The sequence below is a fragment of the Algibacter sp. Ld11 genome (assembly GCF_045066735.1).
In the GTDB taxonomy this organism is placed as follows: Bacteria; Bacteroidota; Bacteroidia; order Flavobacteriales; family Flavobacteriaceae; genus Algibacter.
In genome coordinates this window covers 167,980-194,276 of sequence record NZ_JBISHH010000024.1, presented here as the reverse complement: position 1 = coordinate 194,276, position 26,297 = coordinate 167,980, and the positions used below count along the sequence as shown (strand labels likewise).

Genomic DNA, 26,297 nt, shown 5'->3' with positions numbered 1-26,297 from the left:
ATTATGAGCAATAAAAAACATCACGAAAGAACGAGAGCACAGGAAAGCTCGAATGCTATTGAGCGCTTGTATATTACAATGCGTCACTTGTTTAACCGCGGTTTTTATAAGCCTATGGGGATTTCTGGTGAAACACTTAGGAGTTCTTTACTTTTATTACGTCCGGAAATTTATGGTTCTATTGGCGATGAAAAAGCCGAATTAGAAGGTTTACTTTATGTTATTGATAGATTGCCAATCGGTATTGAAGAGTGCATGTTTATCAATTTAACCAGTGACGAAGGTTACGGAGATTCGCATTTTGAACCTATAATTCCACCAAAAAGACGTCGTAATTGTTATCGTATTGATGATGAGCAAATGAATATTGAAATTACTCGTGGTCGCTCTGAGATATACGATATTTTAACACACCTTACTTTTCTTTTTGTTGAGTCGCATAAAATTAGCACACGTGTATTAATTAATGATGAGGGTGATACCACTCGCGATTGGATAAAACTAGAAAATGCTGTTTTATCTAAAAAGAAATTTACACAAGAAGAACGAGAAGTTGCCATAACACATACGGCAAATATTTTAGGAAGAACTTTTAAAGAAATAACCTCTGTTTACAATGCATTCGCAACAACAGCGCAACCAGAGCGTTTGTTGCATATTGTTTATTGGTTAGGGAAATTAGCCATAGAGGAATTGGTTGGGAATAATAAACGAACCATTACTTTTAGTCCCGTTTTAAGAGAGCGTATTGGTCATCATATCCATGGTGAAATATGGTCTAATACCATTAAAGAAACATTACATAAAAACAATTTATTAGACAGGCCAATTCATGTTATAAGTGCTAATATGCATAGTGTTATGAATACGCTTTTTACTCCAAATGCTTTAAAAGCTATCGTAGCTAAAAAAGATATATTTGAAGTATATGAGTCTTTAAGTCATAAAGAAAACGAGAGTTTACGCAATAAAATTTCGAAAGAAGCGTTGCAGAAAGGAATGTTTTACATCAAGGATACATCGGGTGCAAACATTGATGTGCAAATATTTGATACTAGCAAAATAGATCACTCTAAATTAGATATTAAGGTTTCTGAAACTGTTTTAAAAGAAAAGAAACCCGTGATTATAGTTATGGATTATGCTTTTGGAGAACAAGCCTACGAAACTATAGACGAACTTTTAAAACCCTATAAACCTAAAGGAAAAGAGAAAGTACATATGAATGTAGAATCTCTATCTATAATGGGTAAAGCTGGTATTTTAGAAGGGGGCAAAGGTGATATTATGATACCATCGGCACATATTTTTGAAGGAACAGCAGATAACTATCCTTTTGAGAACGAATTAAAACGCGAAGATTTAGAAGGAAAAGGAGTAAATGTTTATGATGGATCTATGATAACCGTTTTAGGCACTTCGCTTCAAAATAAAGATATTTTGAAATTCTTTTACAATTCTACATGGAATGTAATAGGTTTAGAAATGGAAGGTGCACATTACCAAAAAGCCATACAAGCTGCATCTAAAGTAAGAGGGAGTATAAGTCCAGATGTAAAAGTACGATATGCATACTACGCTAGTGATAACCCTCTAGAAACTGGAGCTACATTAGCCTCTGGAGGTTTGGGGGCTTCGGGCGTAAGACCAACATATTTAATAACAAGAACCATATTAGAACAAATATTAAATTAAAATTATGAGTAAAGAGTTACCACAATCGCAACAATCTGAAGAAGTAGATTTAGGGCAGTTATTCAAACTTATAGGGAATGCCTTTGATAGACTTTTTAAGTTTATAGGTTCCATATTAAAGGCTGTGTTTTCTGTTTTTATTTATACATTGAGGGCGCTAGTAGATAATTTTAAGATAATTGTAGCGGCAATGATAATTGCTGCAATAGTGGGCTATGGAATTGAGAAGATTCAAAAACCTGTTTATATGTCTTCTATGCTTGTTAAACCTTATTTTGATTCTAAGTTTCAACTAGTAACAAATATAAATTATTATAATGCTTTAATCAGTGAGCAAGATATCGATGAACTTCAGAATATATTTCAAATAGATGCTGAAGCGGCAGCTCAAATAAAAGAATTTACAATTACTCCTGGTCCAGAAACTCAGAATGATAGAGTTGTTGAGTATGATAGGTTTGTTAGAACTATTGATAGTGTAAGGGCTCAAGGTATAAGTTTTGACGATTTTATAGAGAATAGAAGTATATATTCTGGAGATATTTTTGAAATTATGGTTACATCCGGAAAAAAAGATATTTTTAGGTCGTTAGAGTCTGGGCTAAATTCGACCTTTACAAACACCTATTCAGTAAAAAAAATGCAAAAACGAGATTCTCTTTTATCTATAAGGAAGTCTCAAATTTTAAGATCCTTAAAGGAAGTAGATTCGTTAAAACAGGTTTACATTGGGGTAATGGAAGGAGAATCTAATAATAATGATACTAGCCAATCTATGTCTATGTCTAAAGACGGTTTTCTTGTTCAAGAAAAGACACGGACTAAAGAGTTTGAACTTCTAGAAAAGCAACTGGGGTTACAAAAGGAGTTGAGTGCTTTAGAAGCTCAGAAAGTTGAAGAGGATGTTTTTTTTGATACAATGTCTAGTTTCCAAGATGTAGGAACTAATTATAAGAGTATAAAGCAAATGTATTCTATTATTTTTCCTGTTTTAATATTTATATTTTTAGTAATAGGCTATATCTCTTGGAAAGCTATAATATTTATAAGAAATTATGAAGTCTAAGTCTATTTTAATAACGGGTGGTGCAGGATTTATAGGTTCTCATGTTGTAAAATTATTTGTGCAAAAATATCCTAATTACAAAATTTTTAATTTGGATGCACTTACTTACGCTGGTAACTTAGAGAACCTTAAAGATATTGAATCAAAAAATAATTATAAATTTATAAAAGGTGATATAACAGACGAGGCTTTTATAAATAAACTTTTTAGTGAATATCGGTTTGATAAAGTGATTCATTTAGCAGCTGAATCTCATGTTGATAGATCTATAAAAGATCCTTTAGCTTTTGTGAAAACAAATGTTATTGGCACCATGATTTTGTTAAATGCTTTTAAAGAAACTTGGAAAGACAATTTTGAAAACAAGCTGTTTTATCACGTTAGTACCGATGAGGTTTATGGTTCTTTAGGGCAAGCAGGGCTGTTTACCGAAACAACATCTTATGATCCAAATTCACCATACTCAGCATCTAAAGCAAGCTCAGATCACTTTGTAAGAGCTTACGGAGAAACTTACGGATTACCTTATGTTATAACAAATTGTTCTAATAATTATGGCCAAAATCAATTTCCGGAAAAGTTAATTCCTCTTTTTATTAATAACATTATAAATAATAAAGCATTACCTGTTTACGGCGATGGAAATTATACTAGAGATTGGTTGTACGTAATTGATCATGCTAGAGCTATTGACTTAGTTTTTCATAAAGGAGTTTTAGGTGAAACCTATAATATTGGAGGCTTTAATGAGTGGAAAAATATCGATTTAGTGAAATTGCTATGTAAGCAAATGGATCTTAAATTAAACAAACCTAGAGGTTCTTCAGAAAAATTAATAACTTATGTAAAAGACAGGCCTGGTCATGATTTAAGATATGCTATAGATGCATCTAAAATTAATAAGGAATTAGGCTGGAAGCCATCAGTAACTTTTGAGGAAGGGCTAGCGATAACAATAGACTGGTACTTAAGTAATGACGATTGGCTCAATAGTGTGACTAGTGGTGAATATCAATCTTATTATAAAAAACAATATAACTAAATGAAAGGAATAATATTAGCCGGAGGGTCTGGAACACGTTTGCACCCGTTAACCTTGTCAGTAAGTAAGCAGTTAATGCCTATTTACGATAAACCGATGATTTATTATCCGCTTTCTACACTTTTGTATGCGGGTATAAATGAAGTATTAATTATTTCAACCCCAAAAGATTTACCTCTATTTAAAGATTTATTAGGTGATGGCAAAAAGTACGGGTGTAGATTTGAATATGCCATTCAAGACGCTCCAAATGGATTAGCCGAGGCTTTTATTATTGGAGAAGAGTTTATTGGCAATGATAAGGTCGCTTTGATTTTAGGAGATAATATTTTTTATGGTACAGGACTAGGAAAGCTTCTGCAAGCTAACAATGATCCTGATGGAGGAATTATATACGCTTACCGTGTGCATGATCCAGAACGTTATGGTGTTGTTGAATTTAACAAAGAAGGAAACGCTATATCTATAGAAGAAAAGCCAGAAAAACCTAAATCAAATTACGCTGTTCCTGGTATTTATTTTTATGACAACTCTGTTGTAAAAATAGCTAAAAATATAAAGCCAAGCCACCGAGGCGAACTTGAAATTACAGATGTGAACCGAGAATATCTAAAAAAAGGAAAACTAAGTGTTAGTATTCTAGATAGAGGCACAGCTTGGTTAGATACAGGTACTTTTCAATCTTTAATGCAGGCTTCTCAATTTGTAGAAGTTATTGAAGAAAGACAAGGATTGAAAATTGGAGCTATAGAAGGTGCTGCTTTTGAAATGGGGTATATTAATAAAGAACAGTTTAAATCTTTAGCCGAACCATTACTTAAAAGTGGTTACGGAAAGAATTTACTAGGCTTATTGGATAAAGAATAATGATAGTAGAAGAAACTAAATTAAAAGGTTGTTTTATAATAGCACCAAGAGTCTTTAACGATGATCGTGGGTACTTTTTTGAATGCTTTAATCAAAAGACTTTCAATAAATTAATTAATACCGAAGTTAATTTTGTACAAGATAATGAATCGTTTTCATCTAAAGGTGTTTTAAGAGGCTTACACCATCAATTGGGTGAACATGCACAAGCAAAACTAGTGAGAGTTATTAAAGGACAGGTTTTAGATGTTGCTGTAGATATTAGAAAAGGATCTGAAACCTTTGGACAGTATGTTGCCGTTGAATTAACAGAAGATAATAAAAAACAATTATTTGTACCCAGAGGTTTTGCCCATGGATTTATAGTATTGAGTGATACCGCAATTTTTTCATATAAATGTGATAATTTTTATAATAAGGAATCTGAAGGAGGAATAATTTATAATGATAAGGATTTAAGTATTGATTGGAAATTAGAAGAAAAAGAATTTATAGTTTCTGAAAAAGATTTAGTACTTCCAACTTTAAAAAACGCGGTTTTATGATACATGTTTTGGTTACTGGAGGTAACGGACAATTAGCGAGTTGTATAAAAGATGCTGAAAAAAAACATGAAGGTTTAAATATAATTTACACAGATTACGAGCAACTCGATATCTGTAACTTAAATCAAGTAAGAGCCTTTTTTAAAGATAATAAAGGATTAAAGTACTGTATTAATTGTGCAGCATACACGGCGGTAGATGCGGCTGAGGCTGATGATAAAAAAGCACTTGAAATAAATGCAGTAGGCGCAAAAAACTTAGCTTTAGTCTGTAAGGAAGAAGGTGTGGTTTTGATTCATATTTCTACCGATTTTGTGTTTTCTGGAGAGAATATAATACCCTATATCGAAACCGATGAAACCCTTCCAATAAGCGCGTATGGATCCACTAAATTACAAGGGGAGTTAGAAGTGCAACAAATATTAAAGGAGCATTTTATAATAAGAACTTCATGGCTGTATTCGCAATATGGTGGTAATTTTGTAAAAACAATGCTACGATTAGCAGAAACTAAAAGTAGGATAGGTGTCGTTTCCGATCAGTTTGGGTCACCAACTAATGCCAATGACTTAGCAAAAGTTATTATGCAAATTATAGATACAGGTATCCATAATTATGGTGTTTATCATTATAGCAATGAAGGGGAAGTTAGTTGGTATGATTTTGCCAAAACTATTTTTAAACACAAAAATATCGACATAAATGTGAGCCCTATAAGTACAAAGGAATTTCCCACACCTGCAGCAAGGCCAAAATATAGTGTTTTAAATAAAAGTAAAATTAAAAATATACTATCAATAGAAATACCAAATTGGGAGGATAGTTTGAAAGAATGCTTAATAAGTTTAAATTAATTATATGTTTTTTAATTCATTAGATTTTGCTGTTTTTTTTCCAATTGTATTTGTACTTTATTGGTTAGTATCAAAAAACTTAACGCTTAGAAATATACTAATTTTAGTCTCTAGTTACGTGTTTTACGGTTGGTGGGACTGGAGATTTTTGTTTTTAATTGCAATAAGCTCTTTAATTGATTTTTTTGTAGGTAAAAAATTAGGAGAAACAGAAGACGTTAAAAAGCGTAAAATGTTTTTATATCTAAGTTTATTTGTAAACTTAGGGTTTCTATTTTATTTTAAATACACAAACTTTTTTATAGACACATTTGTAGACTCTTTCAAACTATTTGGGAAAACATTAGAAGTATCTTCTTTAAATATTATTTTACCCGTAGGTATTAGCTTTTATACCTTTCAAACCTTAAGTTACACTATAGATATTTATAGAAAGCAATTAAAACCTACTAAGGATCCCATTGCTTTTTTTGCCTTTGTTGCCTTTTTTCCACAATTAGTTGCGGGGCCAATTGAAAGAGCCTCACACTTATTGCCACAGTTTTATAAAACCTATAAGTTTGATTATAACCAAGTAAAATCTGGACTATTATTAATGGCTTTTGGTTTGTTTAAAAAAATGGTTATAGCAGATAGAGCAGCTCTTTATGTAAATGAAGTTTATAATAACCCTTCAAATTACGAAGGTGTAGAAACTATTATGGCCACTGTTTTATTTGCCTTTCAGATATATTGTGATTTTTCTGGATATTCAGATATTGCAATTGGAGCAGCCAGAACCATGGGGTTCGATTTAATGAAAAACTTCGACAGCCCATATTTATCTAAATCTATAACCGAGTTTTGGAGGCGTTGGCACATATCCTTATCAACATGGTTTAGAGATTATGTTTACATTCCATTAGGAGGAAGTAGGAATGGTAAGTATAGAACTTATTTTAATTTATTTGTTGTTTTTTTAGTAAGTGGCTTATGGCATGGTGCGGCAATGACATTTGTAATTTGGGGAGCCATACATGGGGTAATAATTGTTTTAGAAAAAGCAAGTTATAAACCTAAAAAAGCATTGTTTAAAAAATTAAACATTAATAAAAATAATTTATCTAATAAATTATTTTTTGTATTAATAACATTTAGTATTGTATGTTTTGCTTGGGTGTTTTTTAGAGCGAATTCATTCGATGATTCTATAGTAATAATTACTAGCTTTTTTAATAATAATTTTTATAAACTCTTAGATAAAGATTTATATCTTATTGGTTTTAAGACTAACGAATTTGCTATATTATTTCTAATGCTGTTATTACTTTTATTTGTTGAATTTTTTCACAAAAAAAGTAATATTATCAAAAGCTTAAATCGTCAATCTATGTTATTTAGATGGGGCACATATTTCTTATTTATATTTTTAATAGTTTTATTTGGTATTTATGGGGAACGAGAAATGGAAAGTTTTATTTATTTTCAATTTTAACTCTTAAGTAGATGAAAAAATTATTTTTAAAAAGCATATTGTTTTTATGTATACTATTTTTAATTATCTATAAACTAGATTCTTATTTTGTTGCCGATGATCCTGTTTTTGATAAATATTTCTTTTTACATGAAAAGAAAAAAAACTCACTAGATGTTTTGTTTGTTGGAGACTCTCATACAGCTAACGGAATAAACACAAGCGTAATAGATGCTAAATGTAAGTTGAACTCATATAATCTAGGTATAAGAGCAAGTAATATTTTCCATGCCTATTATAGACTAGAGGAAGCGTTAATGAATCAGAAACCTAAATTAGTAATAATTGAGAATTTTACTTTTTTAAATACAATTGCAGATACAACGTTTTTAGACACTACTGGACTGTTAAGAGTAAAAAACAAAATGGATATTTTTGGTAAAAAAGTAAGTCTTAACAAGAAAAATGAAATAGATCTTGTTTTTAAAGAGAACAAAATTTACAATCTATTCAATGTTTTTAGGGCTCATGAAAATTGGAGCGATTTAAAAAGTCAATCAAAAGTTTTATATAAATATACGTCTAATAATGTTAGAGATAATATTTATAGGGATCACTATAGATCTTATGCGGTAAAATCTCAGAAAGAGGCAGATATAATTAAAGCTAAAACTATAACTAGAAAAATAAGTTTATCGAAAGATCAAGAGGAGATTATAAAAAAAATAATTAAACTATCAATAGAGCATAACTTTGAACTTGTATTTTTAACTTTACCATATTATGAGGGATTGTACCCAAAAATTAGAAATCAAGTAGAAGATGTAAATAAAAAACTATTAGGTATTTTTAAGGAGTATTCTAATGTCAGGTTATTAGATTTAAATCAAAAAACAAAAGGATTTTCAAGAACATGTTTTTTAAGTGAAAAAGATATATTAAATAATCATTTAAATTATAAAGGCGGTGTAAAAGCAAGTAGCTTAATTGCGAACTACATAAATGATGAATATAATTTTAATTTAGAAAAAATTAATAAATCTCTTTTAGAGACGTATTTGTATAACGAAAACATAGCAGATTCTTTATCGGGAGATTTATCACTCAAATTTAACCTAGAAAGAATAAACAATAAAAAAGGGGTTAAAACTACTCTTATAAATCGAGGAAATACGACTTTAAAGTTTCAAGGGTGGGCATATTTAAAAGATAAGGTTTCAAAAGGAAATAAAATTTATATTGGTCTGAAAAAAGATGACGATTTCATATTTTTCGTTCACACAGAAGCTAAAGTAAGAAAAGACGTTACAAAATACTTTAAAAAGGAAAATGGCCTTTATGACAATTCAGGTTTTGAGATAAGTTTTACTAGTGATTTATTGGAACAAGGAGAATATGATATTTACCTATTAAGTAAAAATAAAGAAGGTTTAGTTAAATCTGTAAATACAGGAAAAAAAATAAAAAATATATATATCAAATAAACGATTAATTATTATGAAAAAAGCAGTTTTAATTTTAATACTTACCCTAAGTTTTGCTTGTAAAAACGAAACGAAAAAGGAGGTAGAAAGTACGATTGAAAAAACAGAAACTACCGTAAAAAATATAAACGATAATATATTCAAGATTGAGATAGAAGCAAAAGTTACAGAAGATGATAAGTTTGATGTTTTTTATGTAGCAGACGACCCAAACGGAAGCTTTAGTTCAAAAAGTATGATTTCTAAGCGTGTTAAAGGAAGTAAAGATTATCAAAGGATTACTTTTGAATTGCCTAAAGATATTTTGCCTTACAAATTAAGAATTGATCTTGGAGACAATGGTAGTAAAAACCTAAGTGATATTTCTATTAAATCATTTAACCTGACTTTAAATGATAAAAAAATAGAGATTGATAATGCCACGGCTAAAGCTTTTTTTGTGCCTAATGTTTATATGGTAAAAAAAGATCTTGGCTATGGAAGAAGAGTTATTGATGGAAAGTATGATCCGTTTTTAGTTTCAACGGCTTTGTTAAATCAAAAAATAGAACTTGAATTATAAAGAAAATAAAATGAGTAGTAAAGTTGCACTAATTACAGGAGTTACCGGTCAAGATGGAGCTTATTTAAGTGAGTTTTTACTTAAAAAAGGATATAAAGTTCATGGGTTAAAAAGACGTTCGTCTTTGTTTAATACAGATCGAATAGACCATTTATACCAAGATCCTCATGTTGAGGATAGGAACTTCTTTCTGCATTATGGAGATATGACGGATAGCACAAATTTGATAAGGCTGATTCAGGAAATTCAACCAGATGAAATATACAATTTGGCAGCAATGAGCCATGTTCATGTTTCTTTTGAAGTGCCGGAGTATACTGCTAATGCAGACGGTATTGGTACATTAAGAATTTTAGATGCGGTTAGAATGTTAGGTTTAGAAAAGAAAACCAGAATTTATCAAGCATCTACATCCGAATTATATGGTAAAGTACAAGAAGTACCGCAATCTGAAACTACTCCATTTTATCCAAGAAGTCCTTATGCAGTTGCAAAAATGTATGCTTTTTGGATTACAGTAAATTATAGAGAAGCTTATGGTATGTATGCCTGTAATGGGATTTTATTCAACCATGAATCACCTATTCGCGGAGAAACGTTTGTTACACGTAAAATAACAAGAGCAACCTCAAGAATTGCATTAGGACTTCAAGATCAGTTTTATTTAGGAAATTTAGATGCACAAAGAGATTGGGGGCATGCTAAAGATTATGTTCGAATGATGTGGATGATTTTGCAATCAGATCAAGCGGAAGACTGGGTAATTGCCACAGGAAAAACTACTACAGTTAGAGATTTTGTGAAAATGGCCTTCTTGGAAGTAGGAATAGAACTAGAATTTAAAGGCAAAGGGGTTGATGAAAAAGCATATGTTAAAAAATGCAACAATCCAAATTTTCAATTAGAGATTGGAAAGCAAGTATTAGCAGTCGATCCTAAATATTTTAGACCAACAGAGGTGGAATTATTGATTGGAGACCCTTCTAAAGCTAATAATAAATTAGGTTGGGTACCAGAACATGATTTACAGAGTTTAGTTAAAGACATGATGCAGAGTGATATTAAATTGATGCAAAAGGATCAATACTTAAAAGAAGGAGGCTATAAAACACTAAATTATTTTGAATAATTAGTAATGAATAAAAACTCTAAAATATATATAGCTGGGCATAGAGGGCTAGTTGGGAGCGCAATATTAGAAAATCTTAAGCAGAAAGGTTACATTAATATTGTAACAAGAACACATAAGGAGCTTGACTTAATAGATCAAGATGCCGTAGCGGCGTTTTTTAGAGAAGAGAAACCAGAGTATGTGTTTTTAGCGGCAGCCAAAGTTGGTGGTATTGCAGCCAATAATGTGTATAGGGCCGATTTTATTTACGAAAATATGATGATTCAAAATAATGTGATTCATCAAAGTTATTTAAATAAGGTAAATAAGTTATTGTTTTTAGGAAGTACTTGTATTTATCCTAAAAATGCGCCGCAACCCATGACAGAAGATAGTTTGTTAACCGATACACTAGAATATACAAACGAACCTTATGCCATTGCTAAAATAGCAGGTATTAAAATGTGCGAAAGTTACAACTTGCAGTATGGCACTAATTTTATATCGGTAATGCCAACAAATTTATATGGTCCGAATGATAATTTCGATTTAGAAAAATCGCATGTATTACCAGCGTTAATTAGAAAAATTCATTTAGCTAAATTATTGTCAGAAGCTAAGTACGACGAAGTTGTAAAAGATTTGGGTGTTAATACTATAGCAGATGCTAGGGATTATTTAGCCTCATTTGGGGTTTCTGAGCATAGTGTGGAAATTTGGGGATCAGGAAAGCCTAAACGCGAATTTTTGTGGAGTAAAGATATGGCAGATGCCTGCGTTTTTATTATAGAAAACAGAGACTTTTCTGACACCTATGCTACTAGTGAAATAGACGTTAGAAACACACATATTAATATAGGTACCGGAGTTGATATTTCAATTAAGGAATTGGCTGAATTAATAAAAAAAATCATTGGTTTTACGGGAGATTTAATATACAATACCGAAAAGCCAGATGGGACTATGAAAAAATTAACAGATGTATCTAAATTAAACAGTTTAGGTTGGAAGCATGAAATTACTTTAAAAGAAGGCATAGTAAAAATGTATGATTGGTATATTGGGAAACAATAGATACAATAAGTATCATTAAAATTATTTCAAAAAGGAAACCAATACTTTCATTAAGGTGTAAATTTAAAGATGGATTCAAAAAAAATTGTTTCAGGAGTAAAATGGAGAGGGATTCAAGTTGTTTTGGACGTGCTTTTTAGGTTTTCTATTAGAATAATTTTAGCAAAATTATTATTGCCAAATGAATTTGGTTTAGTAGGAATGGCTATGGTTTTTATTGCTGTTGCAACTGCAGCATCAGAATTTGGAATAGAAGCAGCTTTAGTCCAAAAAAAGGATGATTATGAAGCTGAGAAAATGTATTCAACAGCATTTTGGACTGGTTTAGCTTGGGGTTTGGGTTTATATTTATTAATTAGTTTTATTGTAGGTCCTTTTGCTGCAAATTTTTATGAAGAACCTATGCTTATAACATTAGTACCTGTATTAAGTTTAAGTATTTTATTCAGGCCTTTAATTTTAATTCATACAGTAATTTTAACAAGAGCCATGAATTTTAAAAAAATGGCTAAAATTTTTAATTTGTCAGCATTAATAGCAGGCGTAACAGCATTAATTTCTGCTTATTTTAATTTTGGAGTTTGGGCATTAGTTATTAATAGTGTTCTTGGTTCACTTATTTCTTTTCCACTTCTGCTTTTAGCAACTAAGTGGAAACCAAATCTAGAATGGAATAAAGAACATTTTAAAAATATTTTTGGATTTGGAGCATACTCAACGGCAACTACTATCTTTGGCGCTATTACTTATAATATAGATAATTTAATGATAGGAAAATTGTTAGGGTCATCATCATTAGGGGCTTATACACTTTCTTTTTCATTAACAGAACAATTAAGGCAGGTTATCAGTAATGTATTAAATAAGGTGATGTACCCTGTTTTTGGTAAGTCCCAAGATAATAAGGAGAAATTAAAAGACTATTTTCTAAAAATAATAAATTTAAATTCTTTAGTAGCCTATCCTTTAATGGCATTTATTTTAATTTTTTCTGAAGATATAATTTTAGGTTTTTTTGGTGATAAGTGGATTGAAACTATAGTACCGCTTCAAATCTTGTCAATAGCAATGATGGTTCATTTGTCGGTAAATTCATTCACGTCGCTTATTAGAGGTTTAGGTAAACCACAACTTGAAATGAAAATAATAATAGGGTTAACACTTATTGTTTTAGTTCCAAGTTTGTATATTGGGATTGTTAATTATGGATTAAAAGGTGCTGCATATGCAATATTACTTAATAAAATAGCTCTTGTAATTGTTGCAACAATAGTTTTGAGAAGAGAGATTGATTTATCTTTTTTTGAAATATTAAAAGCTATTAAAAGTGCCTTTTTAGGCGTTTTATGCGCTTCTTCTGCTGTATTTATAACTTGCTATTTTATAAACATTAATAATTTACTTGTTTTAGCTCCAATATATATAATTTTTTATCTTTTAATAATTTATAAACTAGAAAAAATATATATAATAAAAGTACTTAAACTTTTAAAATAAAGAATTTAAGAATGAAGAATAAATTAAAATTTATAAAGAATGTTGTTTTTCCTAGCCTTTTTACCTCGACGGGTTTTTTAAGTAGTTTATATTATTTGTTGTTTTCTTCTACTTTTAGAAGAGAGCATCAAGCTGTTTTAGTAGGTAAAGTAAATCATTTAAAAGAGCTAAATAAAAATAAGGCTAGTATATTTACATTGATACGGAATACCCATAGGATAGAAAAAGGCCTTCTGATGCGACCACGTAGAGAGATTTTTGCTTTAAATTTTATTTCTGAAACTATTGATGTGTTTGAGAAGGTTTGGGAAAAGGATAAAATGCAGACAAATAATCAGTTTAAGTGGTTTCATGATGTATTACAAAGTTATTTTGAATTGGCCGGAAAGCACCCTATTATAGACGAGCAAGCTAAGAAGTTTTATAAAGTTATACACCAGGAGTCAATAAAAAATAATTCAGGAAAGGAATCAATCCCTTATTTTAGAGAAGACTCAAAGAAGCCAAATATTTCTTATGAAGATTTTTATAAATTAACAAAATACCGACGTTCAGTAAGATGGTTTTTAAATAAAAAAGTACCTCATGAGTTGGTTGATAAAGCAATATTAGCAGCAAACCAATCACCTAGTGCTTGTAATAGACAACCTTTTGAATATCGTATTATTGACGATCCAGAATTACTTAAAACAATAGTTGGATTACCTATGGGGGTAAAAGGTTATTCAGACGGTATTCCAATGTTAATTGTTGCTGTTGGTAATTTAGATGCTTATTTTTATGAAGGAGATAGGCACGTTATTTACATAGACGCGTCTTTAGCTAATATGACTTTAATTTTCGCTTTAGAAACATTAGGGTTAGGTAGTTGTGCTATAAATTGGCCTGATGTTGAGCATTTAGAGCAAAAAATGGCAAAATTTCTGAATTTAAAAAAACATCAGAGGGCAATTATGTGTTTGGCCGTAGGTTATCCAGACCCAGAAGGTAAGGTTGCTTATTCAGAGAAAAAAAGTTTAGATTATATTAGAAAATACAATTAAAGGAGATAATGAAAATTCAGATAGACGGTACAAATACTCAAAACAAGGGAGCAGAATTGATGCTTTATGGCATATTAGAGGAAATAAAAACAAAATTTCCAAATGCAGTAGTTACATACAATCCAAATAGCCTAAATAACAGAATTCCAATAGAAACCTCTTTAAAGTTTACAGAGCGTTTTTTCTTAAAATACTCACGCTATATTGTAGCTGTTTTTAGTAGGCTGAAATTACCTTTAACATACTTTAAACCTTGGTTTATGGATAAGCCTACTAATGTGTTGTTAGATGCCGGAGGCTTTCAATTTTCAGACCAATGGAATCATTCAGAAGAATATTTAAACACATTAGATAAGTATTATAAAAAACACAAAGCTCAAGGAGCTAAAATTGTTCTACTACCACAAGCTTTTGGACCTTTTGAAACTACTTCAGGTAAAAATGTAGTAAAAATTATTAACGAGCATGTAGATATTATAATCGCTAGAGAAGATATTTCTTACAAGCATCTTTTGTCTGGTGGTGCTAATAAAGATAAACTCTGGTGTTACCCTGATTTTACGGTTCGGGTTAATGGTGTTTTCCCTGAAAGATATAATGAATTAAAAGGAAAAGTTTGTATCATTCCAAATAGGAAAATGTTAACCCATACTAAAAGTGGAGCTAACCAATATATCGAGTTTATAAAGATGTTTTGTGTAGAAATCGAAAAAAAGGGAAAAGATGTTTTTATTTTAAATCATGAAGGTAAACGCGATTTAGAATTGTGCAAAAAAATAAATGCTTCTTTAGGAAATAAATACTCAATAGCTACAGGGTTAAATGCAAAAGAAGTTAAAGGAATTATAGGTGCATCACATATGGTACTGTCTTCTCGTTATCACGGCGTTGCAAGTGCGTTAAGTCAAGGTGTTCCTTGTCTTGCAACTAGTTGGAGCCATAAGTATAACAAGCTTTTTGAAGATTATGAGTTAAAAGATATGGTACTAGATGTAGAGATATCTAAAAAAGATATTTCAGAAAAAATAGATACTTTTTTTAATAGAGAGCAAGAAATAAGGAATCAATTAATAGTTAAAAAAGAACATTTGTATAATTCTACAACAGAAATGTGGGATAGTGTATGGAAAAAGGTCGAGAACAACTAATTGTGATTTTTAAAGATGTATTATGGATGTAAAACCTGCGATAGTTGTAATTACCTTTAATAGGCCTAAATCATTAAAAAGATTGCTAAAGTCTTTGGAAGAGGCTTATTATGAAGAGGCCGGAGTTCCTTTAGTAATCAGTATAGATTACCAAAATACAACGAAACATACAGATGTTGTTGATTTTGCTGAAAACTTTGTTTGGAAGTATGGAGAAAAGCGTATTATAAAACATTCTGAAAATTTAGGACTAAGAAAACATGTTTTAACTTGTGGAGATTTAGTTAATGACTATGAGTCTATAATAATGTTAGAAGATGACTTATTTGTGAGCCCAGAATTTTATAATTACACAACGAAAGCCTTAACTTTTTATAAAAACGAGGATAAAATAGGAGGTATATCGCTTTATACTCACAAGAAAAACTTTTTAAATAAGTATCCTTTCGAAACAATTTCAGATTCTAATGATGTGTTTTTTTTGCAAATAGCATCGTCATGGGGGCAAGCATGGACAAAAAAGCAATGGAATGGTTTTAGGGAGTGGTTAGAAGGACAAAGGATAATAGAGTCCGACCCAATTCCAATACAGGTTAAAAACTGGCCAGAGACATCTTGGTTAAAGTTTTTTATAAAGTATTTGGTGTTTACCGATAAGTATTTTGTGTATCCAACAGCTTCATTCTCTACAAACTTTGGTGATAGCGGAACTCATAATAGAAAAAGTAATGTTGTGTATCAAGTGCCTTTTTTTTTAGGAAAAGAAATACGTTTTATTGAAATAGAAAAATCTATTAATGTTTACGATGCTTTTTTTGAGATTTTGCCTTCACGATTAAAGAGGTTATCTCCAGCTTTAGAAGATATCGAATTTTCTGTAGATTTGTACGGAGAAAAAGTAATTGAAAATATAAAAACAGAGTATTTAATATCGTCTAAAAAAAACAGAAATCAATCTGCAAAATATTTTGGATTAGAAGTAAAACCAATGGTTTTAAATTTGGTTTATAAGATAGAAGGCGAAGTTTTTTCTCTTGATTCTAAATACAATTTTAATGAGCTTACTCTTTTTGATGTTAGTAATGAGGAAGTCTTTAATTATTTGTTTTCCAGCATATCAATTAAAAAGTTGACATTACTATTAGCGAATCGGGTAAGAAATAAGATAAAAAAATAAAAATGTCAAGCCTGATTAAAAGAGTTTTAAAATTTGTGTATTATAAAATTAAATATAGGCAGTTGGTCAAGTTTGATTTTTCTGTAGATATTGCTAAAAATTCGGTTTTTGAAGGCATGAATAAGCTACACCCTAATTCTTTTTTTGGAGGAGAACTAGGTTTTGGATCATACATAGGGCCAAATTCTAATATTTTAGGCAAAATAGGGCGGTACACATCTATCGCCCCAGATGTTAAAGTTTTAAATGGTATTCATCCATTTACTAATCCTTTTGTTTCTACTAGTCCTGTATTCTTTTCACTGAGAAAACAGAATGGAGGTACATTTACTAGTAAGCAAAGGTTTGAGGAATTACGATTTATGGATAAAAGTGAGAAATATTCGGCAATAATTGGAAATGACTGCTGGATAGGGGAGCGCGTATTAATCGTTGGAGGCGTTACAATAGGAGATGGAGCTGTAGTTTTAGCTGGAGCTGTGGTTACTAAAGATGTGCCACCGTATGCTATTGTTGGAGGTGTTCCATCTAAAACATTAAAGTATAGGTATAAAGAAGATATGATTAAGTTTCTATTGGATTTTAAATGGTGGAATAAAAAAGAAGCTTGGTTAAAAGAGAATATAGAATTGATGAATGATATGCAGAAATTGGAAAAAAAATATAATACCTAAATAAGAATGAATAACATAAAGCGAATAATTAAATATATTGTGTTTTTCAAATTTATAGATTCTATATATAATTTCTTGCTGTTTAAAAGATTTAAAATAAAGACACCTAAGCGATTAAGTATAAACGGAAGAGTCAAAGTATTAAATAAAGGGAGCATTTTTTTAGGAGAGAATATTCGAATTAACAGCGGTAAGAACTACAATACAATTGGCGGAGATGTTAGAACTAATATTATTGTAGCAAAAAATAGCGTTTTCTCAATTGGAAATAATGTAGGAATATCAAATTCAACTTTCTTTTGTTCAAAAAAAATACAAATAGAAGATGATGTTTTAGTGGGGGGAGGCTGTAAATTTTATGACACAGACTTTCATGCATTAAATTATAAAGAAAGAATGAACCCATATAAGCGAAATATGCCCGATAGAGAAGTGAGATCTTCGGCGATTTTAGTAAAAAATGGGGCTTGGATTGGAGGCCATTCAATAATATTAAAAGGTGTAACTATTGGATCAAACAGTATTATAGGAGCTGGTAGTGTTGTATCTAAGTCTATTCCTGAAAATGAAATATGGGCAGGTAACCCTGTTAAGTTTATTAGAAAAAATTTAGAATATATTTCATGAAAAAAATAGTAGTACTAATTGTAGATTATAAAAAAAATCATCAGTTTTTTTATGAAAATTTGATTAATAAGTTTTCAGGTGAGAATACTGTAGACTTGATAATTTGTAATGGGCTTGATTTTGATGAAAAATTAAGATATAATGCCACTTTACACGTTAAAACAGAAAAAGAAAGTTTGTTTTCTTTTATGAAATTGAAAAAAAACCTCTTTGCAAAATCAGACTTAATAATATCAGAGGAGCTTTATAGTTTTCATTTTTCAGTGTTATTATTAGTTGTACGCTATGGTTTTAAGTCAATTCAAGTTGTTCATAATGCTAATAAATTCTTAAATAGAAAATTAGAGGTCAATTCAAGAAGTTTTATCGCTTTTGTTTTTTTTAAAATTATAAAAATTAGGGTGAAAGGCATTCTTGTAATTAGTCAAACAGTAAAAGAATATATCCTGAAAAATAAATTATTTGATAATCAAGTATATTACATCCCTTTTAATGATACAGATTTAGGTTATATAGCTAAAGATAATAGTCAAGGTAGGATAAAATTTACTATTCCAGGAACAGTGAATTCAGAACGCCGAGATTATAAGATGTTTTTAAAAGTTTTTTTAAAAATTATCAAGGAGTACCCTTCTTTTGAGCTTAATCTATGTTTACTAGGTAAAATAATTAAAATAGATAAAGAAGAGCGAGACCTTATTTCTGAGATTCAAAAATTAGATTTTGAATCTATAAGTTTTTGGAACGAGTTTATTGAGAACGAAATATTTCATAAAGAAGTAGTTAAGACTAGTTTTTTAATTGGAAATATTAATATCAATTATACTGAAAATAATGTTAAAGAAGTTTACGGGAAATCTAAAGAAACGGGGGTCTTGTTTTTAATGTTAAAATACAATAAGCCAACGTTATTTCCTAAAGAATATAACTACAGTGAATTATACGAAAATCATATAATTCCTTACGCTAACAAGGAAGAAGATCTGTATAATTGCATGGTAAAACTAATAAAATCGCCGCGAGAATTGTCTAAAATCAATAATATAAAACATAATACTTATGTAAATGCGGAGATTAATAATATAAAAACGGCCTTTTTAAGTGTTAAAAATTAAACTAATTACAATATATAAATACCTGCTTTTAGGTATTATAGCATTGACCTTTCTTTTTTCTGGTTTCATTCAGTATTTTATAGGTGTTTCTAGTACTTTATATACTTTAGGCCTTACTGCTTATGCAGGTTTGTTGATTGTGTTTGATATTTTATTAAGAAGAAAGGTTATTGTTAACCGCTTTATTTTTGTTTATTTATTTTTAATTATTATTATCACTGTTAGTGCTGTCATAAATAAGTCTGGTTTATTAAAATTATTACTTTATCTAAATTTTGCTTTAATACCATTATTTACTTCATATCTTATGAAACTAAATAATGTTTTAAAGGTCGATTTAAAAAAAACACTTTCAAATGTGTTTTTAACTACAGCTTTAATACAATTACCAATTATTCTTATACAGAAATATGGTTATAATTTTTTAATTGGGCTAAGCAGGGCTAATCAGAAAATTGCCAGTGTAGATTTTATGTTTGGTTCGTTTGCCGTTAAGGCTGATCATGCATTAGGCTTTTTTTTAATAATGTATATGTTGAGCTTAATTTTTAAAAAACGATCTGGAGAAAATCCAAAATGGTTTTATTTTTTAATAGCATATATATCTATAACAATATTGATAATGGAATCTAACCTGACTAAGTTGGTGCTTTTTGGGGTTATTTCTTTTTATTTTTATTTATGGTCATATAAAAAAATAGGTGTTTTAGGTATCGTAGTTTTGTTTTTAATGGCGGTTTTAGGATTTAATTTAATGATAAAATCTAGTTTTATAGGAAATGAAATTTATCAAATATTAAATCGGTTTTCACCAGAAGACTCCTATAAAGCCGTTACAAGAGGGTACGAAAAAAGACCACAGGTTGTTGTTTATCAATTAAATTATGAGCCTTTTAAATGGATCGGTAATGGACCTTATGATTATTATGATATTATTAAAGGGGAGTTTAAAAAAACAATTCATTTTTCGCAAATAATCTGGTTCTACAATGATATTGGTATCATTGGACTGTTAGTAGCGCTTATGGCCGCTTTACTAATTGTAAAAAGCTTAAATTTGAGAAGAGAGTCGATGATGGTTTTGTTAATGATAATGTTACTCTATTTATTTATGAGTAATTTATTTGGAGATATATCAATGATGCTTTCGTTGATGTTGCTAAGTAATAAAGAAGGTTAATTAAGAGAAAATATTGTTTCTATTCTCTCCAAGAATAGTTAGACTTTTGTCCTGCAATAATAGTGTGAACAAGCGTTGGGGTTAAAAAACAAGATTTAGCTTCTATAGAATCAGCTAAAAATTCAAAAAAAATTTTAAAATGAACATATTAATTATTCCTTTTCATGATTGGCGTAAAATTCTAAAAGAAGGCTTTCGTACTAGAGACGCCCATTTTATTGAAGTTTTATCGCAAAGAAAAGAACTAACGAAAGTAATAATAAATAGACCTATAACCTTTGCAGAGATTTTTGTCAAGAAAAAGCAAAAATTAATCGATGGAAAGGTGGTGCTACAAAAAAATGGATTTACCTTATATGAAATTCAATACAATACTTTTGTAATAGATTATATTTCTAAAAGTATATTTAAACAAATTATTGAAAAATACAGGTGGTATATTGATGCTTACTCAACAAAGGAATATGTTGAATTTATTCAAGAAAGTTTAACTCTTTTAAAAATTAAGGACTATAATTTATTAAGTCAAAATGTATTTGCCTATAAATTGGCTGAAAAACTTGAGCCAACTATTAGTGTTTTTGATGCATGGGATAACTTTACAAAATTTAAAGTTTATAAACCAATACTAGATTATATAGAGGAAGGGTATACTAGCTATGGTAATAATTCTGATTTTTGGATTACAAATGCAAGAGAAAATTTAAGCTTTTTTTCTAATGGGTATCACCCCAAAAACATATATTTAATTCAAAATGGTGTCGATCTAAGAAGGTTTGTAAATAATCAAGACAATAATAATGTACCTGTAGACCTAGCTAAAGTAAAACGACCAATAATTGGTTTTGGAGGAAAAATAACGCAATTATTAGACGTTGATCTTATAAATAATATTGTAAAAGATACACCCAAAATATCTTTTGTGTTTGTTGGACAAATCTTAGATAAAGACGTTTTTAGCAGACTTAAAAAAGCACCTAACTTTCATTACCTAGGAGATAAGCATTATGATGCTTATCCAAATTATGTAAAAAACTTTGATATTTGTATTGTTCCTTATGTAACTAAAGAAGAGCAGAAGTCTGGAGCAAATTCAATTAAAGTTTATGAGTACCTTGCTACAGGAAAAAAGGTTATAGGTACACTTGGTAATGGTTTAGAAGAACTTGGAGAGTATCTTTATCTAATAAATAATGTAACTGAATTTAAAACAGAATTAGAGCAGACTAAAAATGAAAAGCCAAGAATAGACTTAAATCATCATTCTTGGAAGCATAAAGTAGACTGTTTGATTGAATTAATAGAAGATGAAAGGAATAGTTGAAAAAGGGTTTCGAGTTTTTGGAAACATAGAAACTTTCTTGGTTTGCTTAATGGCATTTACTATTCCCTTTAAATTAAATTTCGGAAATTTGGCTATTATTATTAGTCTGTGTTATGCTGTATTATTGGTTGTAAGGAAAAAAGTTTCGATTCATGCTTTTAAAACGTTTTATTTTATAGCTCCTGTTGTGCTATTTCTTATTTCAGTTGTAAGTGCTTTAACTAGTAAAGATGTCTCCGAAGGTGTTTTTCAGCTAGAAAAGTTATTATTGATGGTTTTAATTCCTTTTATATTAACCATTTTTATAACTAGAAAATTGGATTTTATAATGGTTGTCTCTTCTTTTTCTGTTGGAGTTACAGTTGCAACGGTAATTCTTTTGTTTATTAATGTTTTTAAAGTTTTTATTGGAGATACTTCAGATAGTTTGTTTTTTTTTGAATTCACAAAACTTTATGATCAGCATCCCGTTTACTTTGCTACAAATATTTTTATATCTACTTTATTTATAATACATTTTTTTGTTGTTAAAAAACAAAGCATGATCTCTAAAAAATGGTTGTATTTTATTTTATTAATACATTTTTTGGGCCTTATTTTTTGCGCATCTAAGGTTGTTATTTTTTGCTTTTTAGTGCTGCTTCCTTTTTATTTAATTATAAATAAAAACACACCTAAAAGAGTAGTTGTAATTACTTTAATAATTACCGTTTTTAGTGCATTAAGTGTTTTGCTAATCCCCAAATTAAACGAACGTTTCTCTATGGGGTTAGTATATAAATCTAAAAACTTCACGCCTACGGCAGATTTGTTGAATACAAAAAAATTTTCCTATGAGGAAAAAACAAATATTAGTGATTTAGAATTAAGGCAAATACTGTTTAAAATTGGTTTATTTCATTTAATAGATGATGAAAAAGTATTAACGGGCTATGGTTTAGGTGATGTTCAAAATTATTTGGATTATTATTATATGACATACAATCTCGCACCAAACTGGTATGAAGGATTTAATTTACACAATCAATATATACAATACCTAGTTACTTATGGATTATTTGGTTTTTTATTTTTTATACTATATTTAGTATATAGTTTAATTATAGCAATCAAGTTGAAAAATAATGTGCACCTCTTTTTTACGCTAATGATAATATTTGTTTTTATCTTTGAAGTATATCTAGCGAGAAATAAAGGGATTGTACTCTTGTTTTTCTTTAACACACTTTTTTTACTTAAAAACACAAATTTTGAAGATAGCAATAATAGGAACAAGAGGAATACCTAATTATCATGGAGGGTTTGAGCAGTTTGCAGAGTTTTTTTCGGTTTTTCTAGCCGAACAAGGTCATGATGTATTTGTGTATAACTCCAATACACATCCTTATAGGGAAAACCTTTACAAAGGGGTTAATATTGTGCATTGCTACGATCCAGAAAATAAAATGGGTGCAGCAGGGCAATTTATATATGATTTAAATTGTATATTAGATTCTAGAAAGCAAGGTTTTGATGTTATTCTACAATTAGGATATACTAGTAGTTCTATTTGGCATTGGCTTCTCCCTAAAAACTCTATAATTGTAACTAATATGGATGGATTAGAATGGAAACGTTCTAAATATTCTAAAAAGGTACAAAGATTTTTATTATATGCTGAAAAATTAGCAATTAAAAGTAGTGATTATTTAGTCTCAGATTCTATAGGAATTCAAGAATATATTAAATCTAAATATGAAAAGAAATCTAAATATATTGCCTACGGAGCAGATGTTTTTTTAACACCTAATAAAGATGTTTTAAACAAATATGATGTGAAAAATCATGAGTACAATATGCTTATAGCTAGGTTAGAGCCAGAAAACAATATTGAAATTATACTCGATGGTGTAAATGAATCATCCGAACAAACTCCTTTTCTTGTTATAGGAAAACATGATGTAAACAAGTTTGGAACATATCTAAAGGAAAAATATGAACATAATACTAATATTCGGTTTATTGGAGGGATATACAATCTAGAAGAATTAAACAATTTGAGGTACTTCTCAAATCTTTATTTTCATGGTCATTCTGTTGGAGGAACAAACCCTTCTCTTTTAGAAGCAATGGCATCAAATTCACTGATAATAGCAAATGATAATATTTTTAATAAATCTATTCTAAATGAAGATGCATATTATTTTAATACCCCAAAAGATGTTAGTGGGTTTATTGAAAAACTTAAAAAACAAGATAATATTAATTTATTAGAACAAAACACAAAAAAAATACAAAATAAATTTAGTTGGAATTTAATAAATAATGAATATTTAAAGTTGATTTGTGAGGTTAGCAACTCTAAAAATTGTAAAACAAATTAGTAATGAAAATAAAAAATATATGTTGTATTGGAGCTGGTTACGTTGGAGGTCCAACTATGGCAGTAATAGCCAAACAGTGCCCAAACATTAAAGTAACCATTGTAGATATAAATGAAGCGAGAATAGCAGCATGGAACTCTAGTGATTTTAATGCTTTACCTGTTTTTGAACCAGGTTTGGCAGAAATTGTAAAAGAAACTAGAGGTAGAAATTTATTTTTTTCAACAGATGTAAATAAAGCCATTGATGAGGCTGAAATGATATTTATTTCAGTAAACACCCCTACTAAAACATATGGGAAAGGGAAAGGTATGGCTGCTGATTTAAAATATATTGAGTTATGTGCTAGGCAAATTGCACAAGTGGCTAAGGAAGATAAAATTGTTGTTGAGAAATCAACATTACCAGTGAGAACAGCATCTGCAATTAAAAGCATTTTAGATAATACAGGTAATGGTGTACAATTTCAAATATTATCAAACCCAGAGTTTTTAGCTGAAGGTACAGCAGTTCAAGATTTATTATTTCCCGATAGAGTATTAATTGGTGGGGATACATCTACCAATGAAGGTCAAGAAGCCGTGGATTCTTTGGTTGAAATATACACAAATTGGATTCCAAAAGCACAAGTGTTAACTACTAATTTGTGGTCATCGGAGTTATCTAAGCTTACAGCGAACGCGTTTTTAGCACAACGTGTATCATCTATAAATGCGATGTCTGAAATTTGTGAAAAAACAGGAGCTGATGTTAGGGAGGTTTCAAAAGCCATTGGTATGGATAGTCGTATTGGTTCTAAGTTTTTAAATGCTTCCGTTGGTTTCGGTGGCTCATGTTTTCAAAAAGATATTTTAAATTTGGTTTATATAGCTAAAAGCTATGGTTTAAACGAAGCGGCAGATTATTGGGAGCAAGTTATAATAATGAACGAACATCAAAAAAATCGTTTCTCCGATAATATTGTAAAAACACTTTACAATACCGTTTCTGGAAAAAATATTGCATTTCTGGGATGGGCTTTTAAAAAAGATACAAACGACACTCGAGAATCGCCAGCTATTAAGGTTGCTGATAATCTTTTATACGAAGAAGCTTTAATTTCTGTGTTCGATCCTAAAGTAGTAGAAGAAAGAATTTATGCTGATTTGGAGTACTTAAACAGTCGTTCTTCAGAGGAGAACAGAAGCTTGCTAAGCGTAAAAGAGGACCCGTACGAAGCTTGTAACAATTCACATGCTATTGCAATTCTAACAGAATGGGACGCTTTTAAAAATTATGATTGGAAAAAAATATATAATAGCATGCAAAAACCAGCTTTTATATTCGATGGTAGAGGTGTTTTAGATAAAACGGTTATGGAAACTATTGGTTTTACATACTATAAAATAGGTAGCGGAAATTAAATAATGAAAAACGTTTTAATAACAGGAGCAGCAGGGTTTTTAGGATCTCACCTCTGCGATCGATTTATTAAAGAAGGGTTCCATGTTATTGGAATGGATAATTATATTACAGGAGATCGCAAAAACCTTATTCATTTAAAGGAAAATTCAAACTTTGAGTTTATAGAGCATGATGTTACCGAGTTTATCAAAATTCAAGGTGAATTAGATTATATATTGCATTTCGCATCTCCAGCAAGCCCAATAGATTATTTAAAAATCCCAATTCAGACATTGAAAGTAGGGTCTTTAGGAACTCATAATTTATTAGGATTAGCAAAGGCTAAAGAAGCACGCATATTAATTGCGTCTACCTCTGAAGTTTATGGAGATCCTTTGGTACATCCACAAACAGAAAATTACTACGGTAATGTAAACACTATTGGTCCAAGAGGCGTGTATGATGAGGCTAAGCGTTTTCAGGAGTCTATAACTATGGCTTACCATAGGTTTCATGGACTAGAAACTAGAATTGTACGTATATTTAATACTTACGGACCGCGAATGCGATTAAACGACGGTCGAGTAATTCCTGCTTTTATGGGGCAAGCACTAAGAGGAGAAGATCTTACCATTTTTGGTGATGGTTCTCAAACTCGATCTTTTTGCTATGTAGATGATCAAGTAGAGGGAATTTACAGATTACTACTTAGTGATTATACGGAGCCTGTTAATATTGGGAATCCTCACGAAATCTCTATCAAGGATTTTGCAGAAGAAATTATTAAATTAACTGGGACTGAACAGAAGGTTATTTATAAGGAATTACCTGTTGACGATCCATTACAAAGACAGCCCGATATTTCATTAGCGAAAAAATTACTACATTGGTCTCCAAAAATTGATAGAGAAGAAGGGATGAAACTTACTTTTAATTATTTTAAAACTTTATCGGCCGAAGAGCTGCTAAAAAGCGAACATAAAAATTTTGAGAACCATATAAGGAATTAGTCT

At 30.0% G+C, this 26,297-nt stretch carries 24 protein-coding genes; all 24 read left to right on the top strand.

The genetic code is table 11. The annotated features are described in order from the left end of the window. The first annotated feature begins 3 nt into the window (after positions 1-3). The 24 genes from ACJJV4_RS11260 (at position 4) to ACJJV4_RS11145 (ending at position 26,294) form a co-directional block, all read left to right on the top strand. Complete coding sequence (locus tag ACJJV4_RS11260; RefSeq protein WP_405294456.1) at positions 4-1,695, top strand: DUF6909 family protein; 1,692 nt, start codon at positions 4-6, stop codon at positions 1,693-1,695. Between the two features lie 4 nt (positions 1,696-1,699). Next, positions 1,700-2,761, top strand: coding sequence for a hypothetical protein (locus ACJJV4_RS11255; RefSeq protein WP_405294454.1), 1,062 nt, complete (start codon positions 1,700-1,702; stop codon positions 2,759-2,761). Beyond that, positions 2,751-3,803, top strand: coding sequence for a dTDP-glucose 4,6-dehydratase (gene rfbB, locus ACJJV4_RS11250; protein ID WP_405294452.1), 1,053 nt, complete (start codon positions 2,751-2,753; stop codon positions 3,801-3,803). The genes ACJJV4_RS11255 and rfbB overlap by 11 nt, the downstream gene beginning before the upstream one ends. Then, positions 3,804-4,670 (top strand): glucose-1-phosphate thymidylyltransferase RfbA, encoded by an 867-nt coding sequence (rfbA, locus tag ACJJV4_RS11245; protein ID WP_405294450.1) that lies wholly within the window; start codon positions 3,804-3,806, stop codon positions 4,668-4,670. It begins immediately after the preceding gene. Beyond that, complete coding sequence (gene rfbC / locus ACJJV4_RS11240) at positions 4,670-5,215, top strand: dTDP-4-dehydrorhamnose 3,5-epimerase (RefSeq protein WP_405294449.1); 546 nt, start codon at positions 4,670-4,672, stop codon at positions 5,213-5,215. Before rfbA ends, rfbC begins: the two co-directional genes overlap by 1 nt. Beyond that, the gene (gene rfbD / locus ACJJV4_RS11235; RefSeq protein ID WP_405294447.1) at positions 5,212-6,069 is read left to right on the top strand and encodes a dTDP-4-dehydrorhamnose reductase; all 858 of its coding nucleotides are present in this window, start codon (positions 5,212-5,214) and stop codon (positions 6,067-6,069) included. Before rfbC ends, rfbD begins: the two co-directional genes overlap by 4 nt. 4 nt (positions 6,070-6,073) lie before the next feature. Then, positions 6,074-7,543 (top strand): MBOAT family O-acyltransferase, encoded by a 1,470-nt coding sequence (locus ACJJV4_RS11230; protein ID WP_405294445.1) that lies wholly within the window; start codon positions 6,074-6,076, stop codon positions 7,541-7,543. An 11-nt stretch (positions 7,544-7,554) separates the two neighbouring features. Then, positions 7,555-9,006, top strand: coding sequence for a hypothetical protein (locus ACJJV4_RS11225; protein ID WP_405294443.1), 1,452 nt, complete (start codon positions 7,555-7,557; stop codon positions 9,004-9,006). A 13-nt stretch (positions 9,007-9,019) separates the two neighbouring features. Next, the gene (locus ACJJV4_RS11220) at positions 9,020-9,568 is read left to right on the top strand and encodes a hypothetical protein (protein WP_405294441.1); all 549 of its coding nucleotides are present in this window, start codon (positions 9,020-9,022) and stop codon (positions 9,566-9,568) included. A 10-nt stretch (positions 9,569-9,578) separates the two neighbouring features. Then, positions 9,579-10,697 carry a GDP-mannose 4,6-dehydratase gene (gmd, locus tag ACJJV4_RS11215; RefSeq protein WP_405294439.1) on the top strand — a complete coding sequence of 373 codons (1,119 nt, stop codon included), beginning with the start codon at positions 9,579-9,581 and terminating at the stop codon, positions 10,695-10,697. A 6-nt stretch (positions 10,698-10,703) separates the two neighbouring features. Further along, on the top strand, positions 10,704-11,753 hold the full coding sequence (locus tag ACJJV4_RS11210; RefSeq protein WP_405294437.1) for a GDP-L-fucose synthase family protein: 1,050 nt from the start codon (positions 10,704-10,706) through the stop codon (positions 11,751-11,753). Between the two features lie 69 nt (positions 11,754-11,822). After that, the gene (locus ACJJV4_RS11205; RefSeq protein ID WP_405294435.1) at positions 11,823-13,250 is read left to right on the top strand and encodes a lipopolysaccharide biosynthesis protein; all 1,428 of its coding nucleotides are present in this window, start codon (positions 11,823-11,825) and stop codon (positions 13,248-13,250) included. 11 nt (positions 13,251-13,261) lie between these two features. Further along, the gene (locus ACJJV4_RS11200; protein ID WP_405294433.1) at positions 13,262-14,293 is read left to right on the top strand and encodes a nitroreductase family protein; all 1,032 of its coding nucleotides are present in this window, start codon (positions 13,262-13,264) and stop codon (positions 14,291-14,293) included. A gap of 8 nt (positions 14,294-14,301) precedes the next feature. Further along, positions 14,302-15,441 (top strand): polysaccharide pyruvyl transferase family protein, encoded by a 1,140-nt coding sequence (locus ACJJV4_RS11195; RefSeq protein WP_405294431.1) that lies wholly within the window; start codon positions 14,302-14,304, stop codon positions 15,439-15,441. Between the two features lie 22 nt (positions 15,442-15,463). Continuing rightward, positions 15,464-16,618 (top strand): hypothetical protein, encoded by a 1,155-nt coding sequence (locus ACJJV4_RS11190; RefSeq protein WP_405294429.1) that lies wholly within the window; start codon positions 15,464-15,466, stop codon positions 16,616-16,618. 62 nt (positions 16,619-16,680) lie between these two features. Further along, complete coding sequence (locus ACJJV4_RS11185; RefSeq protein WP_405294427.1) at positions 16,681-17,292, top strand: CatB-related O-acetyltransferase; 612 nt, start codon at positions 16,681-16,683, stop codon at positions 17,290-17,292. Between the two features lie 6 nt (positions 17,293-17,298). Continuing rightward, the gene (locus tag ACJJV4_RS11180) at positions 17,299-17,919 is read left to right on the top strand and encodes an acyltransferase (protein ID WP_405294425.1); all 621 of its coding nucleotides are present in this window, start codon (positions 17,299-17,301) and stop codon (positions 17,917-17,919) included. Next, on the top strand, positions 17,916-19,034 hold the full coding sequence (locus ACJJV4_RS11175; RefSeq protein WP_405294423.1) for a hypothetical protein: 1,119 nt from the start codon (positions 17,916-17,918) through the stop codon (positions 19,032-19,034). Before ACJJV4_RS11180 ends, ACJJV4_RS11175 begins: the two co-directional genes overlap by 4 nt. Further along, positions 19,021-20,214, top strand: coding sequence for a hypothetical protein (locus ACJJV4_RS11170; RefSeq protein ID WP_405294421.1), 1,194 nt, complete (start codon positions 19,021-19,023; stop codon positions 20,212-20,214). The genes ACJJV4_RS11175 and ACJJV4_RS11170 overlap by 14 nt, the downstream gene beginning before the upstream one ends. A 139-nt stretch (positions 20,215-20,353) precedes the next feature. Then, positions 20,354-21,538 carry a hypothetical protein gene (locus tag ACJJV4_RS11165; protein WP_405294419.1) on the top strand — a complete coding sequence of 395 codons (1,185 nt, stop codon included), beginning with the start codon at positions 20,354-20,356 and terminating at the stop codon, positions 21,536-21,538. Then, a complete protein-coding gene (locus tag ACJJV4_RS11160; protein ID WP_405294417.1) occupies positions 21,522-22,826 on the top strand; it encodes an O-antigen ligase family protein in 1,305 nt (434 codons plus the stop codon). The genes ACJJV4_RS11165 and ACJJV4_RS11160 overlap by 17 nt, the downstream gene beginning before the upstream one ends. Continuing rightward, entirely contained in the window at positions 22,789-23,901 is a 1,113-nt protein-coding gene (locus tag ACJJV4_RS11155; RefSeq protein ID WP_405294415.1) for a DUF1972 domain-containing protein, read from the top strand. Before ACJJV4_RS11160 ends, ACJJV4_RS11155 begins: the two co-directional genes overlap by 38 nt. Before the next feature lie 2 nt (positions 23,902-23,903). Next, positions 23,904-25,304: a nucleotide sugar dehydrogenase gene (locus ACJJV4_RS11150; RefSeq protein WP_405294413.1), complete on the top strand. Its 1,401-nt coding sequence runs from the start codon at positions 23,904-23,906 to the stop codon at positions 25,302-25,304. 3 nt (positions 25,305-25,307) lie between these two features. Beyond that, positions 25,308-26,294, top strand: a complete 987-nt coding sequence (locus ACJJV4_RS11145; RefSeq protein WP_405294411.1) for a UDP-glucuronic acid decarboxylase family protein — start codon at positions 25,308-25,310, stop codon at positions 26,292-26,294. Positions 26,295-26,297: the final 3 nt, after the last annotated feature.

Excerpts from the sequence above, each read along its gene's own strand:
- ACJJV4_RS11260 (WP_405294456.1), top strand. The coding sequence starts at position 4 with ATGAGCAATAAAAAACATCACGAAAGAACGAGAGCACAGGAAAGCTCG.
- ACJJV4_RS11255 (WP_405294454.1), top strand. The coding sequence starts at position 1,700 with ATGAGTAAAGAGTTACCACAATCGCAACAATCTGAAGAAGTAGATTTA.
- rfbB (WP_405294452.1), top strand. The coding sequence starts at position 2,751 with ATGAAGTCTAAGTCTATTTTAATAACGGGTGGTGCAGGATTTATAGGT.
- rfbA (WP_405294450.1), top strand. The coding sequence starts at position 3,804 with ATGAAAGGAATAATATTAGCCGGAGGGTCTGGAACACGTTTGCACCCG.
- rfbC (WP_405294449.1), top strand. The coding sequence starts at position 4,670 with ATGATAGTAGAAGAAACTAAATTAAAAGGTTGTTTTATAATAGCACCA.
- rfbD (WP_405294447.1), top strand. The coding sequence starts at position 5,212 with ATGATACATGTTTTGGTTACTGGAGGTAACGGACAATTAGCGAGTTGT.
- ACJJV4_RS11230 (WP_405294445.1), top strand. The coding sequence starts at position 6,074 with ATGTTTTTTAATTCATTAGATTTTGCTGTTTTTTTTCCAATTGTATTT.
- ACJJV4_RS11225 (WP_405294443.1), top strand. The coding sequence starts at position 7,555 with ATGAAAAAATTATTTTTAAAAAGCATATTGTTTTTATGTATACTATTT.
- ACJJV4_RS11220 (WP_405294441.1), top strand. The coding sequence starts at position 9,020 with ATGAAAAAAGCAGTTTTAATTTTAATACTTACCCTAAGTTTTGCTTGT.
- gmd (WP_405294439.1), top strand. The coding sequence starts at position 9,579 with ATGAGTAGTAAAGTTGCACTAATTACAGGAGTTACCGGTCAAGATGGA.
- ACJJV4_RS11210 (WP_405294437.1), top strand. The coding sequence starts at position 10,704 with ATGAATAAAAACTCTAAAATATATATAGCTGGGCATAGAGGGCTAGTT.
- ACJJV4_RS11205 (WP_405294435.1), top strand. The coding sequence starts at position 11,823 with ATGGATTCAAAAAAAATTGTTTCAGGAGTAAAATGGAGAGGGATTCAA.
- ACJJV4_RS11200 (WP_405294433.1), top strand. The coding sequence starts at position 13,262 with ATGAAGAATAAATTAAAATTTATAAAGAATGTTGTTTTTCCTAGCCTT.
- ACJJV4_RS11195 (WP_405294431.1), top strand. The coding sequence starts at position 14,302 with ATGAAAATTCAGATAGACGGTACAAATACTCAAAACAAGGGAGCAGAA.
- ACJJV4_RS11190 (WP_405294429.1), top strand. The coding sequence starts at position 15,464 with ATGGATGTAAAACCTGCGATAGTTGTAATTACCTTTAATAGGCCTAAA.
- ACJJV4_RS11180 (WP_405294425.1), top strand. The coding sequence starts at position 17,299 with ATGAATAACATAAAGCGAATAATTAAATATATTGTGTTTTTCAAATTT.
- ACJJV4_RS11175 (WP_405294423.1), top strand. The coding sequence starts at position 17,916 with ATGAAAAAAATAGTAGTACTAATTGTAGATTATAAAAAAAATCATCAG.
- ACJJV4_RS11165 (WP_405294419.1), top strand. The coding sequence starts at position 20,354 with ATGAACATATTAATTATTCCTTTTCATGATTGGCGTAAAATTCTAAAA.
- ACJJV4_RS11160 (WP_405294417.1), top strand. The coding sequence starts at position 21,522 with ATGAAAGGAATAGTTGAAAAAGGGTTTCGAGTTTTTGGAAACATAGAA.
- ACJJV4_RS11150 (WP_405294413.1), top strand. The coding sequence starts at position 23,904 with ATGAAAATAAAAAATATATGTTGTATTGGAGCTGGTTACGTTGGAGGT.
- ACJJV4_RS11145 (WP_405294411.1), top strand. The coding sequence starts at position 25,308 with ATGAAAAACGTTTTAATAACAGGAGCAGCAGGGTTTTTAGGATCTCAC.